General features: G+C 44.1%; 17 protein-coding genes. 9 read left to right on the top strand and 8 right to left on the bottom strand.

What is annotated here, in order from left to right; translation table 11 throughout:
- Positions 1 to 203: 203 nt before the first annotated feature.
- The 4 genes from PATL_RS17235 to PATL_RS17250 all read right to left on the bottom strand — a co-directional run bounded on the left by PATL_RS17235 (position 204) and on the right by PATL_RS17250 (position 4,261).
- Complete coding sequence (locus PATL_RS17235) at positions 204 to 1,220, bottom strand: aspartate-semialdehyde dehydrogenase (RefSeq protein ID WP_011576099.1); 1,017 nt, start codon at positions 1,218 to 1,220, stop codon at positions 204 to 206.
- A 40-nt stretch (positions 1,221 to 1,260) separates the two neighbouring features.
- The gene (locus tag PATL_RS17240) at positions 1,261 to 2,385 is read right to left on the bottom strand and encodes a 4-phosphoerythronate dehydrogenase (protein WP_011576100.1); all 1,125 of its coding nucleotides are present in this window, start codon (positions 2,383 to 2,385) and stop codon (positions 1,261 to 1,263) included.
- A 230-nt stretch (positions 2,386 to 2,615) separates the two neighbouring features.
- A complete protein-coding gene (locus PATL_RS17245; protein ID WP_011576101.1) occupies positions 2,616 to 3,509 on the bottom strand; it encodes an alpha/beta fold hydrolase in 894 nt (297 codons plus the stop codon).
- Positions 3,509 to 4,261 carry a class II aldolase/adducin family protein gene (locus tag PATL_RS17250; protein ID WP_011576102.1) on the bottom strand — a complete coding sequence of 251 codons (753 nt, stop codon included), beginning with the start codon at positions 4,259 to 4,261 and terminating at the stop codon, positions 3,509 to 3,511. Before PATL_RS17250 ends, PATL_RS17245 begins: the two co-directional genes overlap by 1 nt.
- Before the next feature lie 96 nt (positions 4,262 to 4,357).
- Between PATL_RS17250 and PATL_RS17255 the strand changes: the two genes are divergently transcribed.
- From PATL_RS17255 to PATL_RS17290, 8 genes are all read left to right on the top strand, one after another.
- Positions 4,358 to 5,050: a Crp/Fnr family transcriptional regulator gene (locus tag PATL_RS17255; protein ID WP_011576103.1), complete on the top strand. Its 693-nt coding sequence runs from the start codon at positions 4,358 to 4,360 to the stop codon at positions 5,048 to 5,050.
- A gap of 135 nt (positions 5,051 to 5,185) precedes the next feature.
- Positions 5,186 to 7,339 (top strand): TonB-dependent receptor, encoded by a 2,154-nt coding sequence (locus PATL_RS17260; RefSeq protein WP_011576104.1) that lies wholly within the window; start codon positions 5,186 to 5,188, stop codon positions 7,337 to 7,339.
- Between the two features lie 35 nt (positions 7,340 to 7,374).
- Positions 7,375 to 8,448: a sensor histidine kinase gene (locus PATL_RS17265; RefSeq protein WP_011576105.1), complete on the top strand. Its 1,074-nt coding sequence runs from the start codon at positions 7,375 to 7,377 to the stop codon at positions 8,446 to 8,448.
- Positions 8,441 to 8,968 carry a response regulator transcription factor gene (locus PATL_RS17270; protein ID WP_011576106.1) on the top strand — a complete coding sequence of 176 codons (528 nt, stop codon included), beginning with the start codon at positions 8,441 to 8,443 and terminating at the stop codon, positions 8,966 to 8,968. The genes PATL_RS17265 and PATL_RS17270 overlap by 8 nt, the downstream gene beginning before the upstream one ends.
- A gap of 373 nt (positions 8,969 to 9,341) precedes the next feature.
- Positions 9,342 to 10,358: a hypothetical protein gene (locus PATL_RS17275; RefSeq protein ID WP_011576107.1), complete on the top strand. Its 1,017-nt coding sequence runs from the start codon at positions 9,342 to 9,344 to the stop codon at positions 10,356 to 10,358.
- Positions 10,358 to 10,987 carry a hypothetical protein gene (locus tag PATL_RS17280; RefSeq protein WP_011576108.1) on the top strand — a complete coding sequence of 210 codons (630 nt, stop codon included), beginning with the start codon at positions 10,358 to 10,360 and terminating at the stop codon, positions 10,985 to 10,987. Before PATL_RS17275 ends, PATL_RS17280 begins: the two co-directional genes overlap by 1 nt.
- An 8-nt stretch (positions 10,988 to 10,995) precedes the next feature.
- Positions 10,996 to 12,996 (top strand): putative bifunctional diguanylate cyclase/phosphodiesterase, encoded by a 2,001-nt coding sequence (locus PATL_RS17285; RefSeq protein WP_011576109.1) that lies wholly within the window; start codon positions 10,996 to 10,998, stop codon positions 12,994 to 12,996.
- 390 nt (positions 12,997 to 13,386) lie between these two features.
- On the top strand, positions 13,387 to 14,316 hold the full coding sequence (locus tag PATL_RS17290; RefSeq protein ID WP_011576110.1) for an exopolyphosphatase: 930 nt from the start codon (positions 13,387 to 13,389) through the stop codon (positions 14,314 to 14,316).
- A 44-nt stretch (positions 14,317 to 14,360) separates the two neighbouring features.
- Here PATL_RS17290 and PATL_RS17295 read toward each other — a convergent pair whose 3' ends face one another.
- The 4 genes from PATL_RS17295 to yejK form a co-directional block, all read right to left on the bottom strand.
- Complete coding sequence (locus PATL_RS17295) at positions 14,361 to 14,894, bottom strand: VC2046/SO_2500 family protein (protein ID WP_011576111.1); 534 nt, start codon at positions 14,892 to 14,894, stop codon at positions 14,361 to 14,363.
- 176 nt (positions 14,895 to 15,070) lie between these two features.
- Positions 15,071 to 15,880 (bottom strand): M23 family metallopeptidase, encoded by an 810-nt coding sequence (locus PATL_RS17300; RefSeq protein ID WP_011576112.1) that lies wholly within the window; start codon positions 15,878 to 15,880, stop codon positions 15,071 to 15,073.
- Positions 15,873 to 16,748: a 6-carboxytetrahydropterin synthase gene (locus tag PATL_RS17305; RefSeq protein WP_011576113.1), complete on the bottom strand. Its 876-nt coding sequence runs from the start codon at positions 16,746 to 16,748 to the stop codon at positions 15,873 to 15,875. Before PATL_RS17305 ends, PATL_RS17300 begins: the two co-directional genes overlap by 8 nt.
- Before the next feature lie 148 nt (positions 16,749 to 16,896).
- Positions 16,897 to 17,946, bottom strand: a complete 1,050-nt coding sequence (yejK, locus tag PATL_RS17310) for a nucleoid-associated protein YejK (RefSeq protein WP_011576114.1) — start codon at positions 17,944 to 17,946, stop codon at positions 16,897 to 16,899.
- Positions 17,947 to 18,132: 186 nt separating this feature from the next.
- Here yejK and PATL_RS17315 point away from each other — a divergent pair, with 186 nt between their 5' ends.
- Positions 18,133 to 18,351, top strand: a complete 219-nt coding sequence (locus PATL_RS17315; protein WP_006994434.1) for a DUF1414 domain-containing protein — start codon at positions 18,133 to 18,135, stop codon at positions 18,349 to 18,351.
- Positions 18,352 to 18,354: the final 3 nt, after the last annotated feature.

An 18,354-nucleotide genomic window follows, 5' to 3' on the forward strand; every position in this document is an offset into this window, starting at 1 on the left:
TCCTATCAATTCATCTAAGACCGGAACAACTCAAACATCACATGATTTATGATAAGGCTACGTCTTATTATCGACACATGCAGTAAAAATATGAATATATAAACCATCAAACTATAAGCGATTATTAGCACTATCGGCTGCACAAATAATTAACCCACGGCCGTAAAGTACGCACCGTGGGTCAACATTAGTCTATTCGGTGATTACATGTAATCGCGAATAAGCACCTCTGCAATTTGAACACTGTTAGTAGCAGCGCCCTTGCGCACGTTATCAGAAACAACCCACATATTCAGGCCATTGGGGTGGCTAATGTCGTTACGAACGCGCCCAACGTGAACATCATCGTTTCCGCTCGCATCACTTACTTGAGTAGGAAAGTCGGCTGGGTCTGCTTTTAGAACAATACCCGGCGCTTCAGCCAATAAGTTTTTCGCATCTTGTGCATCAATCGGAGTACGCGTTTCTATGTGTATCGCTTCACCGTGGCCATAGAATACCGGAACACGCACTGCGGTGGCATTCACACGAATGCTTTCGTCACCCAAGATTTTCTGGGTTTCCCACACCATCTTCATTTCTTCTTTGGTGTAATCGTTATCTAAAAACACATCTATTTGCGGAATTACGTTAAACGCGATTTGACGACTAAACGCTTCAGGCTTTGCTTCTTGCCCGTTTAGGAGCGCGGCAGTTTGCTTCGCCAATTCATCCATAGATTCTTTCCCGCCACCTGATACAGACTGGTAAGTGCACACGTTAATGCGCTCAATACCCACTGCGTCGTGGATTGGTTTAAGTGCTACCATCATTTGGATGGTTGAACAGTTAGGGTTAGCGATGATGTTGCGGTTACGAAAATCAGCCAATGCATGAGCATTCACTTCCGGCACCACTAGAGGGATATCCGGTTCATAACGGTAGTGCGATGTATTATCGATAACCACGCAACCTGCTTCTGCAGCGATAGGTGCAAATTTCTCAGAAACACTGCCGCCTGCTGAAAAGAAACCCAATTGCACTAGGCTCCAATCAAAAGTATCTGCGTCTAGCACAGTTACTTCTTCACCCTTAAACGTCACCGTACCACCAGCAGAACGTGAACTTGCCAATGGGTAAAGTTTATTGACTGGAAATCCTCTTTGTTCAAGAATTTCAATCATGTGTTGTCCTACTAAACCAGTAGCACCCAACACGGCGACATCAAAAGACCGAGACATGTAGCATAACTCCTAAAATGTGATTGTTTATTTAAGTAACTTATTTACGGTTGAATCCGAGGGCGTAGATTGCCTCTGATCCGCTATAATTTCCAGTATTTACGCTAAGTGCAGCGAATTCTCTTCGAATAGAATAGTTTTTTCGGATATATCTAAACTGATCCGGCTGTTCAATGGTCTCTTTAAACTGCTTAGAGTCCTTTCGAATGTCGTAAACACTAAGCACTAACGCACTTAGTTGCGCTTGCCCGCTTAATGTTTCATCAAGCGTGATAATGCTTGGCTGGGGTGCCGGCAAATAATCGCTAAGCTTTTTTGTCGCATTAAAGCCAAATTGTTCGCACACCTGCTGATAAAGCATTTCAGTACCGCGCGCCTTTCCCTCAACAGTGTGCCCAGCGATGTGCGCCGTAGCTAATGCGATATAGGGTACGAGCGCTTGGTCGATATCTGGTTCGTTTTCCCACACATCTAACACAACATTTAGCTTGTACCCTGATTCAAAACTCTTTAACAACGCTTTATTATCAATGACTTCACCGCGACAGGCGTTAATCAAAAGCTGGTCTTTACGCAATTGCCCAATACGTTTAGCATCAAACATATGCCCTGTATTGTATTGACCGCCTTCAATTAAAGGCACATGCAAGCTAATGATATCGCACTGCATGATGGTATCCATATCGACAAAATCTCTGGTGTCGCCAGCATCGGCCAACGGGGGATCGCACAAATGGTAGCGAATACCCAGCGCTGTCAGTTTCTCAGTTAATCGAGTGCCTACATGGCCCGCCCCGACAATACCAACCGTTTTAGTCGTTAACTGCCAATCAAGTTTTTCAGCCATAACGAATAATGCACTAAGGACATATTCGGCAACGGCTACGGCATTGCAGCCCGCTGCAGAGTGAATATCTAATCCGCGGCTGCGCAAGTACTCTTTATCGAGATGATTAGTGCCTGCGGTAGCAGTACCCACATATTTGATGTTTTGATTAGCTTTAAGAAGCTCAGCATTGACCTTAGTCGTCGATCGCACCAATAACACGTCGGCATCTGCGACAAGCTCACCATTAACGTCTTTGTGGGAAAAAACCTGGCTGTCACCTAACCCTGCAAAAAATTCAGCAGCATAAGGCAGACTGTCTTCATAATAAATTTTCAACTAATGAGGCCTCATAGCTCGCCAGCGAATTTCCGCTACGCCTGAAAAAAAGAGCGCAAGTATGCCACGCTGAATCAATAAGCTAAATGCCCACAAGGGATTTTCTAAGGTGTTTAGGCAATGGTCTAATCACTTGCGTCTCTGAAAGTAGACAAAACCCGCGATTCAATAGATGCACACCCTATAGGTTTATCAAAGCAACCCAGGTTATTGATCTATCAGCGGTGTCATTAGCAATGTAGAGCCACAAATGCTTGATATAATTCGGTGACTTGCTGGGGCGCTTCAAGTTGAGGATAGTGACCCACATCCAGTTTATAGGTTTGAGCGCCAGGCAGTAATTTTTCAAATTGATGTAACATGTGCTGACCCGATATGGGATCGTGTATGCCGTTCACAAAGCACTGGGCAACGGGTGTATGCTGCATGGCAGTGAGCCATCGAGCCCCATGCACTTTGCGCTCATCTATATAGCCTAATAAGCTTGGCAGTACTCGTTTTCCTTGCTTCCATTCAAGTAACTCATACAAAATTGCAACGTGCTGTACTTCAGGCTGGCTTCGCGGGCCAAAGATTTTCGCAAAGCTGTTGTGCAAACTTCCTAAGCTCATCAATCTTGCCACCAACGATCCTAAAGGGCTTTTAAGTAACGTTTGTGTGAGCAACGGGCGATGGTGATCCGCAAACAACCCTCCATTTAAATAACAAAGGCTTTTGATGTTCAAGCCCATTCTTTTTTCATGTTGGCGAGCCAATAACTCTTGGGCGACCGAGTCTCCATAATCATGAGCAAGAATATGGCATTGGCCAATTTGCAAATAGGACATCAGTTTTTCAACAATATCCGCTTGCTCGAGCAAACTATAATCGTATTTGTGCGGCTTATCTGATAACCCAAGACCCAATAAGTCCAAACACACTAACCGGTATTTTTGACGCAAAACCTGCCATTGATAGTGCCAATCCCATGCTGCGCTGGGAAAGCCATGGATCAGTAAGATCCACGGTGCGTCATTTGCTACAGCTTCCTTGTCTTGTGCTGTCCAGTAGGCAATTTGGTGCTCACCAATTTGTGCGTAACTCGCACTTGATTGGTATTGCGCAAGACTAGGAAAATCACGCATTATTCGTCGTAGCCTGGATTGGTGCGATCAAGTTTACGTAAAATGCCCGGCCAAGCTAGAGCACCACCTGCTGAGCGTGTCACTTGTTTTGCTTGCGCTCTGATACCCGCCAAAATTTGCTCTGGAATGGAAATAAGTTCTTGTCCTGATGCTTGCGCTTGCAGCTGGATTTCACAAGAGCGTTGCAACAAGAACATCCCCAAAAATGCATCCGCGATAGAGTCTGCGCAGGTTAACAAGCCATGGTTACGCAAAATCATAAAGTTGGTGTTGCCAAGGTCGGCCACCAATCGTTTTTTCTCCTCTGGGTTTAACGCAACCCCTTCATACTCGTGATAAGACATAGAGGATAATGCAAATAAAGACTGTTGGCTCAGAGGCAGTAGCCCTTCCTTTTGAGTAGAGACTGCAATGCCGGCAGTCGTGTGCAAATGCATCACACACTGGGCATCCTCGCGAGCTTCATGCACAGCACTGTGAATAACAAAACCGGCTGGGTTGATGTTGTAATCAGACGCCATCACCTTTTCGCCCTGTAAGTTAACTTTCACTAAACTCGATGCGGTTACTTCGTCAAACATCATGCCGTATGGATTGATCAAAAAGTGATGCTCAGGCCCAGGCACTCGCGCTGATATATGGGTAAAGACCAAATCATCCCAACCATAATGAGCGACCATACGGTATGCAGCCGCCAAGTCGACTCTGGCTTTCCATTCTTGTTCACTGACATGTTGCTTTACTGATGACATTTATTTACTTCTTTTCGATTGTTAAATTTGTGTTCACAACTTAATCTACCGATACCATTCAAACTGTCGCCTATACGACAATCAAAGATAAATCCCATGTTATTAGACTCGATCAGGCCCATTCTTAGTCAAAGTTCTTGGTTCAAATCACTTCCTCAAGACGCGATTGAACAACTTGTCACTGCGGCAAAATTAAAGCGCCTAGACACAGGTCAATTGGTCTATCAAAAGCATGATTTAGGCGACGGCTTGTATTGCGTTATGTCAGGTAAGGTGCGTTTAAGCAATGTCACACTCGAAGGAAAGGAACTCATTTTAACCTGGATGCAACCCGGTAATTGGTTTGGGGAGATTTCACTGTTTGACGGATTGCCTCGGGCTCACGATGCTTATGCAGATGAGCCCTGTGAGTTACTGAAAATATCGAGTCAGGATTTTAAAGCCTTGCTGATTGAGCGCCCCACGCTTTACCCACATTTCATGCGTTTGCTGTGTCAGCGCATTCGCACCACATTTTCGTTCATCGATGAAACCGGAAGCTTGTCTCTAAAAGGGAAATTATGCGGCCGCATTTTACTATTCGCTGAAGGTTTAGAGCATCAAGCTCCTATCGAAAACGGCTCGAGCTTGTGCATTTCTCAAGAGTCTCTGGCCTTGATGCTGCACAGCTCAAGGCAAACGGTGAATAAGCTACTGCAAGAATTACAGCAGCAAGGCGTTATTAAAGTCCACTATGGGAAAATAACCATTGTGCAGCACACCATGCTTAAAACCCTTTGCCAGATTTAGCGCTTGCTACACCCGCACTAAATACTTAACACCCATACGGTTGTGCAGACATGCTTGGTGCGACAATTTGTCGCGTTTTCAGCGCCTATCGCCCTTTATATAATGGTGCTCTAATCAAGTCATATAAGATAGATAATGAAACCGTCATCTCCTCGCTCATCCTATATATGGTGTTTATCCCCCGTCGCTTTGGCCATCAGCAGTACTTTCTCTTTTGCAATACATGCTGAAGAGACCATTGAAATAGTCGAAATCAATGGTCATCAACAAAATAATGCGAGTCAACTAGGGTCAGTGGACGAATTGTTAAAGCGTCAAGGTGTCGATTTTTCTGCTGCAGGCGGCATGTCGAGCTTACCGGTTTTAAATGGCATGATGGGCGACAGGGTAAAAGTGTTAATTGATGGGGCTGATATTACCGCCTCTTGCGCTAATCACATGAATCCGCCTTTATCATATGTATCGGCCAACCAAGTTCAGGTACTGAATGTTGTTGCTGGGATAAGCCCTGTCAGCGCAGGTGGTGATAACATTGCCGGCGTTATTAGCGTCAATGAGATCGCTCCACTGTACTTGGAAGGTAACGATGTGCGTTGGCATTCAGGTTACGGCTCAGTGCAATACAACAGTAATAATCAAGCAAAATCAATAGGGCTAGGGGCCCGTATGGCAAGCCAAAATTTTAGTCTTGATTACCAAGGGGCTTTTGAGGATGCAAAAAGTTACGAAGACGGTCATGGCAACACAGTATTGGACACGTTATACAGGGCACAAAACCACGCATTAACTGTCGCTGTAAAAGACGATAAACAACAGCTCGCTGTTAAACTTAACCACCAGAATATCCCATTTCAGGGATTCCCTAATCAATTTATGGATATGACTGACAACAAGAGTTATGGCATGACTAGCTTGTATCGGCGTCAGCTTGATGAGGGAGATTTTGAAGTTCAAGTAAATTGGCACGGTGTTAAACATGAGATGGGATTTTTCAGTGATGAAAAAACGGGCATGATGCCCATGAAAACGTCGGCAGATGATTACAGTTATCGATTGAACTGGCAATTTATCACCAGCACAAACAATACCGTCAATTTTGGACATGAGTATTTTGAGTATCATCTAGATGATTGGTGGCCTGCAGTTGAAGACTCTATGATGATGGGGCCAAACAATTACATCAATATTAATGACGGTAAGCGTCAGCGAATAGCTGTTTTTGCTGAAACATCTCAGTCACTCAATACCAATTGGTGGCTATCTGCTGGTATACGCCTTGAGCAGGTAACGACCAATACCGGTGAGGTTCAGCCTTATACCAATGACACATTGATGGACATGAGCTCAATGCATATGTCAATGGAGCCCAGCATGTCTATCAGTGCGTTAAACAATAACGATGCTGCAGATATTTATAACGCAATGAACAGAAAACGTAGCAATACGTTAATAGATGCGACGCTCAGCACGCGCTACTTATTTGATGCCAGCCAGCAACTAGAATTGGCTATTGCCCGTAAAAGTCGAGCACCCAATTTATACGAACGTTACAGCTGGGGCGTCAGTACCATGGCGACCACAATGATAGGTTGGTTCGGTGACGGTAACGGTTATATAGGCAACCCCAACCTAGCACCAGAAACAGCTCGCACCTTGAGCGTTAACTATAGCGATTCGACAGTGGATAATGAATGGAAATTTAGTGCCAATGCTTGGTATACGTCGGTAAAAGATTACATTGATGCTGAAATAGTGAGTTCCTTTAACCATGCCTCGTCCGGTGCTGGCAACAGGAATATTCTGCAATTCACAAATTTAGATGCAACCCTGTATGGGGTTAAGTTGAATGGGTCAATTCAGTTCTTAGATTCTGAAAAATGGGGGCTATGGCAACTGAACGCTAATCTATCCACCACTCGCGGCAAGAGGGATGACAACGAAGGTGACTTGTATCAAATAGTGCCACTTAAATCTGAATTGAAAGTCGAGCAAAAAATGGGGAACTGGCAAAATGCAATTGCATGGCAATGGGTAGCAAGTAAGAAAGATACAGATGAACGACGTTTAGAAAATAGCACCAAAAGCTATCATCTCATTAATGTGAGCAGCAAATTAACTTGGCAAGACGTTACCCTATCATTCGCAGTTAATAACTTATTTGACACTTACTATGCGTTACCTATGGGAGGTGTGAGCATCGCCGAGTATAAAATGGATAACAGCCAAGGCTTCAGCCAATTAGCGGGCGCGGGGCGGTCTGTTAATATTGGCCTGAGTTACGCGTTCTAGTATTCTTGTGCGCTTTAGTTAAGAGCAAATAGCAAATGTTGTTACTGATGGCAATGGCGTGTAAACGTCAAATACGCCTAATCCCCTGGTTAATGCTGTGTTTGTTGATGTTGGAAGTCATTAGCATTAATACCTTAATAGCGCTTAATGGTGCCGCAAGTAATCCATTCAACGCGATACTGCTGGTTCCATTAGTATTGGCCTTTATGTTACTCCCCTTAGCGCATGCAGGGAGCTTGTTAATATTGAGTATCATTGCGCAATTTGTTCAAGTGCTATTGCTACCCGAACACGTCCATCATCAAGGCATGATGCAAGAGCACTCATATGCCATGGTTGGAAGTTTTGTTTTAACCAGTTTACTTATTGCCATCGTAGTGTGTTACTTCCGTTATCAAATTGCGGATCGTGAACGTATCTTACAGAAACTACGAGAGCGCCAACTGCGAGACGAGCAACTACTGGCGATTGGAACCGCTGCAGCGCAATTAACACACGATGTAGCGACGCCAGCTCAATCTATACGTTTATTATTAGAAGAAGGCGCCGAGCAGCAACGTTCAACAGGATGGTTACATGCGTTAGAGCAACAATTCCAGCGTATCGAACAACAGTTGCGCAATTGGCGAGTGGTTGCCGATGATGTAAGAGAACAGCGGATGCATAGATACAAGTTGGATGAATTAACCGATTCATTACGTCAGCTAATGCAAATATCTAGGCCAGAAGCAGAAATCCAGTGGCAGTCACAACGCAATGATAAGCAGCAGTTTATATTGGCAGATCGAACGCTACTGCCAGCGCTTACAAGTGTCATCATCAATGCATGTGAAGCGGCACTCAAAAGCCATAACCAGCGTGTATTGGTGAGCACTAACATAAGCAAAAGCGGTTGGCATTTGCAAATAGAGAACGAAGGGAGAGCCATGCCAGAGGAGGCTATCGCATCATTGGGCAGGCGGTTTTTCCCTAGTCACGAAGGCCACGGCATTGGTGCAGTTTTGACTAACGCGACCCTCGAAAAATTTGCAGGGAAAGTAAATTGGCAGTTCAAAAACGACACCATGATAACCACGATTTATTTGCCTTTGGACTATACGCATGCGTAGCCTAATACTGATTGACGATGATGAGGCATTCTTAACCGTCATTAAGCGACGATTTCTGCAAACAGGCTTATTTACCGTCACCACTCACACCAGTGTTAGCGAAGCCTTACTGCAACCTGTTTCACCAACTCACGGAATATTACTCGATATGATGCTCGGCTCCGATTCAGGATTAGACGGCATCGAGGCATTAAAACGGCATTTTCATCCTACCCATCTCATTATGCTTACTGGCTATGCCAGCATAGCGACTTCTGTGGAGGCCATGCGCCGTGGTGCAACTGACTACATTACCAAACCGATTAGCTTTCAAGAGCTTGTCCTGCGCTTCCAAGAAATCCCCGGTTCAAAGGAGCCTCCTCAAGCAAAACCTATGACGCCTGCTCAAGTTGAATGGGAACACATACAGCGCATTTTACTCAGCCACAATGGCAATATTAGTGTGACTGCCCATGCTCTGGGTATGCACAGAAGAACCTTACAACGAAAGTTGCAGAAATTTTCACCAAGCAAAAGTTAATACCAATATGGCGCGCTAAAACAATAAACGACAAATATAAAAATAATGCGATGCTAATGTGCATATGCTAATACGGATGAAACCAACTTCATTGAATATGATTAGCCATGCGCCCGCTGAAATCCCAAATGAAATCCAATACTAAACAGCATGGCTTTAATCAAACACGCTTTTTTTAATATTCGAATGCCACAAAAATATACATTTATGTCTAATATCATTCATGTTGCCGCCCGTTAAACTGGCTTGGATTGATACCCAAAGATATAAAATGCCTAAAGACACCCATGTAGCCACCTTTAAGTTACGCAAGCAAACACGTATGAAGCAACGATACTGATGAAGTAAGATCTAACAGGGACAGCTAAATAGCATGAAAAATGTTTACTTGCAGAAACGAACGTTAATCGCCCTAAGCGCATGTTCATCAACTTTTTCTGTAAATGCAGTCCCCCTAAACAGCCAATGGCTAACAGAAAACAGCCGCTGGACAATCGACGCTTCCGCGCAGGTAAATCGTAATACCGACACCCAAAAAAATGCACAAAGCTATGCGCTAGGAGTGGATTTTCACAAAGTATTTAGCGATGACACTCACGATATCGGCACCCTTACCTTTCAACCTTACTTAGTAAAAATCAATAATGTAGGTCGCCCCCCATTTACGTTTGATGATGGAGATGACACGGAACTGACCTGGCGAATTGCAAATTTTAACTACACCGCGTTAGCGCAAGGTAAATTCAATGTTCGGCTAGGACACTTTGAAATACCCTATGGCTTAGAGTATGCCGAAGACACCAATGGTACATTGAGACAAATGACGGCCAGTGATCGTGGCATAAAAGCAGATTGGGGTATTTCTTTTAATGGCATTTTACCCTACCTAGAATATGAAGTGGCCTTTACGCGGGGCTCAGGGAACGAGATAAAAAGCACTGGCAACCCTCATGTAATTTCAGGTCGAATTGGTTCACCGAGCCAGCGTAACCTGATCACTGGTATTTCGTGGTTCAAAGGTGACGTTCTGACCAGAGATGGCTTGGTAGAGCGAGAAAGATATGGTATTGACGTGTCGTACTTCTATTACCAGTGGCAGTTTATGCTTGAATCATCTTGGGGTGAAACACAAGACAATGACACACGTCATAGCTTTGCCGAGGTTGCCTGGATGAGCCCTCAAGAGCACTGGAAAAGTTACCTTCAATTGGTTTATCAAGATATTGACGTTGAACGAAGGAACGACTTTGCAAGCTATTGGATATTCGGTCTAAGATGGCAAAATAACGATGGCTTCGATTTAAGTGCCCAGTTTAAACACGATCTCCATTCAGCGTCTACAATTGAGACAGCGCCAAATTTAAGCCTGCAAGTAAGGTATAGATTATAATGAAGAACAAATACCCACGTTTCATCGCCCCCACCATACGCTTAGGTTTGCTCGTTTTAGCCTTAGTAGCACCAACCGCCTACGCGGCTTTTTGTTCGTTACGAGACCCAATTTCAGCTATTCAAACCTTGTTCGATGAAGATAATCAATTTCGCTCCGTGGTCACCGATGTGACACACAAAGACAGAGAGCAACTTAAACAATTACTGCCATTTACAATACATCAAAGTGAAGTGGCCAAGCACACCTTGTACGTCGTGTACGACGGCGAAATACCTCTGGGGTTCTTACAGGCTCGCTCTGAATGGGCGAAATGGGGACTGGTGGAAATTGCTTGGGCAATGAATCTAGATAGAAGTATAAAAGGGTTTTATTTTCAGCGTTGCCGAAGCCCCCAATGCAACGACACCGTTGTAGCAAGTATATCTGAGGCGTTGAAAGGAAAGCACTTTTCTGATTTAAAAAGCCTACTCAGTAACGATGGAAACGCCTTGTCTGCTGCTGGTGAAGCGGCCTTCCCTATTGCCCCTAATTTAGCCCTTCTGACCTTGCATTCAGCGTTAAAAACGCTGGCGATTACCGATATTAGTTGGCAGCACGAAATCCACAATATCACTCAGCGAGACTAAGGAAGTTAATGAGAATACGCAGTTACCTGGCTTTACTTGTTTGTGCCTGCTTGCTGGGTGCATATGTTTTAGAGCAGGTGCTCGCTTATCGTTTTAACAATGTACAGACCCTAGCCGAAGAGCATAGTAAAAGCCTACTTTGGGAGAAAGATTTACAGCGAATTGAAAGCACCGCCTCCCAGTTTTTAGTGTCATCTGATTTAGTGATTGGCTCCGGCAATACCTACCTTATATTCGGCGCCAAAAACATGGGGCAGTACCTCGTAGATGAGCTAGAGGTAATGCAATCCGATGTGCGATTCCCTGAGCTCACTTCCAAAATATATGAATCTCAATCTTTTGTTAAAAATATTATCGGTACACTGGATATAGTTTCAGATCTTCCGCCGAGTAATTTACAACTGAGCTTGAGTAAATTGCTCAATCAATATGACCCCGTGAGTTTGACGCTATCCCGCAACATTCAGTTTTTAACCCAAAAAACCGCCGAACTGATTAAACTGGAGGCAGTACAGTTAGAAAACGAAAAACAGCGTATGGTAGAAGTAAGCTGGGTGACGCGCATTGGCTTTTTTCTGCTAATAATCGGTCTATGGTGGTGGGCTAACAATCGCATCTGTAAACCCCTGAACGGCCTAATTTATTCATCGCACCGCGCCCTTTCAGGTCATGATTTTGAAGCTTCTAAAAAGGCACCTACAGAAATTTTAGAGCTGAGCAACGACTTTAAGCATTTAACCGAGACGCTGTTTCATCAAGCGTCTCACGACCCTCTCACCGAGCTACAAAACCGAAGGGCGTTTGAGCGTAATCTCCATGAGATAATGGACGACAGAAGGCTTAGCTACTTTTTGTGTTTTATAGACCTAGATTACTTTAAGACGATCAATGATACATGCGGTCATGCTGCTGGGGACGAAATTCTGGTTAAGGTCGCCCGTATTTTAAAAGCCAATGTGAGAAGCAACGACATAGTGGCGCGCTTAGGAGGCGATGAATTTTCAATTTTAATTAAAGACTGTCCGTTTGATAATGCATTGCAAATTGCCAATAATATAAAGGAGAATATTCGGGGCTTAACATATCACTGGGAAGGTGAAACCTTTCACCTCAGCGCCAGTATCGGCGTAGCACCTAAAGTGCATGGTAGTACGACCACTGAGCTGCTCAATTCAGCTGACGTTGCTTGCGGGATAGCAAAAAATGCTGGGCGTAATACAGTGCATTTATATGATGTGAGCAATGAAACGGGCGTCAACAAGCGCCAAGACATATTATCCGTTCATCAAATCAACAACGCCCTCAAAAACGATCTTTTTGTCCTATATAGGCAAGACATTATACCGCTACAACATACTCAGCAGGATCAGCATTTTGAGGTCTTGCTGCGCATGAAGGGCCCAGATGACACCATTATCAGCCCTGCACGTTTTTTCCCCATTGCTGAGCGTTACCGCCTTACCAGCAAGATAGATCGCTGGGTGATTAACGCTTTATTTACCCATTACGCCGATAACAAAAAGCAGCTCGACAGTATCCATACGATTTCAATTAATCTGTCAGGTCACTCAATGAATGACAGAGAGTTAGAGCAGTTTATTATGACTAAAGTAAAAAGCGGGCTTATCCCAGCGACAAAAATATGTTTTGAAATAACGGAAACGGTCGCAATCACTAATGTTAAGCGAGCAAGATTGTTTATGGATAACATCAAGGCACTTGGGTGCAGTTTTGCTCTGGATGATTTCGGCAGCGGACACACTTCTTATACCTACGTAAGGGAACTTCCCACCGAAAAAATTAAAATCGACGGCTCTTTCGTTTCATGCATGATGGAAAACCCTCTTGATTACACAGCGGTTAAATCTATTTGTGATATTGCTAAAGCGGCAAAACAGGACGTTATCGCTGAATGTGTTGAAGATAAAAAAACGATGGAAGCACTGAAGAAGCTCGGTGTGGATTACGGGCAAGGTTATTATTTTTGCCATCCTTATGCTCTTGTCTAGGGGGTTAACCTCGCCGCGCCGGTGTGACGGCCATTAAAAAGCCGCAACATGAAACATGAAGCGGCCCAGGGATACTACGACAGTTCACTACGCTGTCATTAAGTTAGTCGCCAAATACAGGTAAAAAGTTTAATGAAGAAAAAAATAAAAATTTATTTTTTTCCTGTGTGTCTTATACCTTAGGTAGTATACGGTATTATTTTTACTCAAAAATATAACTGAGCATATTGTGCTTAGACTAAATATCAATACTTATCAGAGATTTACTTTTTGAATAATACTTTGTTACGTTTTAGACTCAATTAACACTCGGCGATAAAGGTTAGCTTGATTTTTCCTATTCAGAGCACTAAAAACGTTTGAGTTCCAATCCACAACCAAGAGAGCATTATGTCAAACAGTACTTTTCGACTTATCACCCGCAGCGACTTCGACGGCTTAGTCTGTGCAGCTTTGCTTAAAAACATGAACATGATTGACGACATTAAGTTTGTTCATCCTAAAGACATGCAAGATGGAAAAATTGAGGTGGGGCCGCAAGATATTCTAACTAACTTACCTTATGTCGAAGGCTGTCATATGTGCTTCGACCACCATCACAGTGAAACCATGCGTAACAAAGCGCACGATAATCACGTTATCGACCCATCTGCCCCTTCTGCCGCGCGAGTGGTTTACGATTATTATGGTGGCAAAAGCAAATTCCCTAAAATCTCTGACGAGCTAATGGATGCCGTAGATAAAGGTGATTCAGCCAATTTTAATCAACAAGAAGTCCTCGACCCACAGGGATGGGATTTAATGAATTTCTTGATGGACGCACGCACTGGATTAGGCCGGTTCCGTGAGTTTACTATCTCAAACTACAATTTAATGATGAAGCTTATCGATTGCTGTTTAGATCTCAGCGTGGATGAAATTATTCAGCTTCCCGACGTACAAGAAAGGATCAAAATCTATCAAGAGCACCGCCCGCTAGCGATTGAACAAATTAAACGCTGCGCGACAATCAAAGACAACTTAGTGATTTTAGATTTAAAGGATGAAGATCCCATCTATGCCACCAATCGTTTTATGATTTATGCCTTGTTTCCCCAATGCAATATCTCTATTCATAAAATGTGGGGCTTTCAGAAACAGAATGTGGTGCTCGCTATTGGTAAATCCATTCTGAATAAGTCGTCTAATACTAATATTGGTGAAGTGTGCTTGAAACATGGGGGCGGCGGCCATGAAAATGCAGGTACCTGCCAAATTGCCACCGAGCAAGCCGAAGCAGTATTGCAAGAAATCACCCAGAAGATTAATCAAGACGGCTAAACTACATTAGCTTAATAAGCACGTTTATGTTGATTCAGCGTTTTTCAGGCCTGCATTTGCAGGCCTATTTCTTCCAGTAAATCAAAGATACCGGTCTCATCCACTTTAATTTCATTAACCGAACCATTGTCTGCCATGGCGTCTTGGCTGCCAGCAACATGTTGTGCATAACGGCTTTGGGTATGTATATCGCAATTCTCGAAAATGTCTTCATCAATATGAAAAGCATCATTGTGCAATGATAAAGGTTGTGGGTGCATTGCCAACCATAGCTGAGCACTGCGAATACCATCGCTGTGAAGTAATTGCGAGGTTGTATCCGCTAACGGCCAGTCTTGGGCAATTGCTTGCAATGGAGCTTCGGGGTAATCAGATTGAACGCCATAAGCTTGCTGCGTGACAGCTTCGTTTGGGGCGCCAATGCGGGGGCGAGCCAATACGTCTTGTTGCAGCATCGATAACAACAGGGCAAATTTCGCACCTTGGCTTGACGCGCGATTAAGCGACCCGCCGAATTCAAGATCCTGCGCAGCCTTATTGACCGTTTGATTATGTTGTGCTGATTGAGTTTCCTGCAAACCTAGCTCACCAATAAATATCGTTCGAAAAACGGTAGATAGTAAAATGATTGATTAACTAGGTTATCGCTCGAATAGACTGAAGCTTGAGAGTTTGCTTGGTAAAATTAGCAGCAGAGTTAGCTTGGCCATGAACGCCGGCATTCAAAATAGGCGCCCAAGGGCAGACTTAAGAGTTATCGTTTGGGTACAAGTAACGCGGGATCAATGCGCACGTTCATCCAATTCATTCGCCAGTCAAGATGCGCACCAGTCACCCGCCCTGTGGCACCAATTTCAGCAACCAATTGACCTTGCTTCACTTCATCACCCGCTTTCGCTAATCCCTTACTTAAGTGCAAGAACGTAGATGACACACCAAGCCCGTGATCGATAATCATAGTGCCCCCCGAGTAATACATATCAGGGACAAATAGCGTGACTACACCATCAGCTGGCGCATAAACAGGAGTGCCTGTAGGCGCTGCGACATCCACACCATAGTGAGGGCGTTTAGGCTGACCATTAAGTACCCGCTGGCTACCGTAAACACCGCTTATCGGGCCTTCTGCCGGCCATAGAAAATCTTGAGCGAAGTCAGTGCGCTCATCACGACGTGCGCGAGCTGCAGCCACTTGCACGTTATCCTGACGGATTTTATCTAGCACCTCCTGTGGAGGAGAGACCATTTTACTGGGCAGGCCTTCAATACGCTGAATGTCGTATTCTCGCGAGGTTAACGTGATACGCTTTTCATGTGTTTTACCTTCAGGGTCGCGCCATGTCAGTTGATGCTCCAACGTATCGTCTCTGCTAAAACCAAAAGCAAATTTGCCATCATTGCCCACTAAAATAGACTTATCATCAAGCCAAATTTCACTGCCCACTGGCACGCTGCCCCGCAGCAAACTGCCTTGAGTTAGCTCTCCTCGCAGCTCAAGTATCTCGGCGTGGGCCCCCACCATAAACAGTAAATTGATAAACGCCCCAAAAATAAGTTTATGCATAAGCGATAGCGCCTTTGCCGACACCTTCAAAAGCAAATATTTTAAATTCGCTCTCAGGTACTAAGCGCTTTTGCTCATCAGCAATGTACTGCGCTAGGCACTCTACTGTGGTATCTGTATCAACCATTTCTGTTTCAGCCTTGGGAATGGCCAATTCAAACCAACCCTGAGACGATTCGTAGCCAAACAAATAATGTTCAGTGAAATCCGTTTGGTTTTTCACGAAGTTCACCTTATCAGCGCTCACTAAATCTTCGTTAGAGCCTACATAAATATCGCACCAGCGCTCGGCCCAATACTGCTGCCACTCTAGGCTTTCATGTTGGTTTTCAACAATGGTAATTTTTGAGCGATGCCCATGTGCGATGCGCTGACAGTTACCGTCGTGCTTTTTCAGACCATGGGTATAGTGGTAATACGGGGTATTGATCACTTCAGCGCGCAGGGTTAGCTCTAGTCCTGCCACATTGTCAGGTAAATGCGTTGCGATCACCTGCTTTAAATATTGGCTAACCGATGACATAGTTACATGCTTAGAGTACACGAAAGCATACGCCTCAGAGGGGCAATTAAGATGGATAGAGCGACCTTCTGGGCGCATAAAGTCCACACTTACTCTGTCGTTCTTTTCATCCCGCCATATATGGCTGTATTCATGTTCAACGGGGATCAGCAATTTATGGTCGACATATTCATCGATCAAATGCTTGAGCTGCTTTTTAACCTTAGAGAAATCGAGCACCATGCTCTCTTCATTCAAATCGCCGTCTAATACGACATCGACTATCCAACTTTCTCCAACCATGCCGCGCTTGGGGCACAAATACGAGAAGTCCATAACGGTTAAATCGTTAACGAATAATTGCATAAAACAGACTGAATACCTTTGTTGAGAGCATAATTTTGGGGCAATGGTTGTATATTACGAGCGCAGTATATCGCGGGTGTGCAACTTTATCATGTGTTTACACCAGCCTGAATCATCAGACTGGTGCGCTTTAATCGCTATATCACCGTCACTTTTGAGCCTTGAGCAACTGATCTTTCAAATTCGGCGGAATGCCCTTGATCATCAGCGTGTCAGAACCCGCATCATAATGCACGCGTTCACCGTACAAATTACGCTCAAAACTTAAGCTTATACCGCCGCCTTGACCGCTAAATTTTGCCAAGGTTTTCAAAGCGCTACGGTCTGCTTGAAAGTTTTCTTCAATAGGCGTTTCACTCTTAGCTACGAACTGATAGAAGTCTTCGCCTTCAGGCTCTTTAGGTAGTTTATCCGCCAATTCTTTTAACTGAATATCCTCACCTGCATCGAGTTTTTCTTTGTAATACTCGGAAACAGTTTTACGGGTCGCTTGCTTCTCACTGGCATCCATTTGTTCTGACGCTAAATAATCATCAACTGAGCTGAGTAATTGCTTATTTTGCTGCTTGATATCGACCAATTCTTCACAGCCCAAAAAGTGCATGAAGAAGTCAGAGACCTTGCGGCCCATTCTGCCTTTAATAAAGCTGATATAGCGATTCTGCTCCGGTGTAGTTGAAAGCTGAGTAATATCAATGCGTACCGCAAGTTGCATTTTGGCTAAATCTAAGTGATCGCTGCTGCTTAGTTCTAATTCACGATTAATTTCCACGTGCTGCTTGGTGTTTAATATCGCGATCATTAAATATTCAGTAGCCAGAAATTCATAATGGCTGAACACCACAAACCCCGTTTCAATACTCGCCATGTCCGCCATGGTCTTTTTCAACATCTCGCTGCTCTGAATACTGAAATCGACGAACTGTTCAGGGTCGCCAAGCATCGCATTCAGTTTGTCTTGGAACTGACTCACCGGTACCTCTTCACCATCTTCATCTTGGGGAGGCGCTGAGCCTTGCTCAAGGAACCCACCCACCCCTTTACCTGGCTTTGTATTAAACGCATGATTAATCTGCTGGGCGAGATCTTCAATCTCAGGGGTAACTGAAAAACAGCTATCGCGTGGAACAAGTGTCAGTTGTTGCTGATCATTTATCGCTAATTGATGTACCACAAAGTGACGAATGAGTGCGCTCACGTTGGCTCCTTTAGTATTGTTAATGGTTTACGCTGTTACAGCACAAACCTAAAATGGATTTTGTTGGACGAATAACTAGACAACTACCGCCCTTTTCGCCGACTATTTATCTGCCTACAGTGCGCATTACTCGCATTTTGAGCAGACCATTGTTACTATCTCGCCATCACTATTGAGAGAAAAAACATGCCTCAAAATTCTAAATATTCGGACACCCAATTCGAAAACGTTATGCACGACATCATCATCGCACTGGAAAAGCATCAAGCCAGTCGAGATTTATCATTGATGGCGTTGGGTAATGTCATCACTAATATTTTTATGCAACAGGTCAATGAAAGTCAGCGAAGTGAAATGGCTGATAAGTTTACACAAGTACTTTTAAAAAGTATCAATGCTAAATAGATA

This window comes from Paraglaciecola sp. T6c, assembly GCF_000014225.1.
GTDB lineage: Bacteria > Pseudomonadota > Gammaproteobacteria > Enterobacterales > Alteromonadaceae > Paraglaciecola > Paraglaciecola atlantica_A.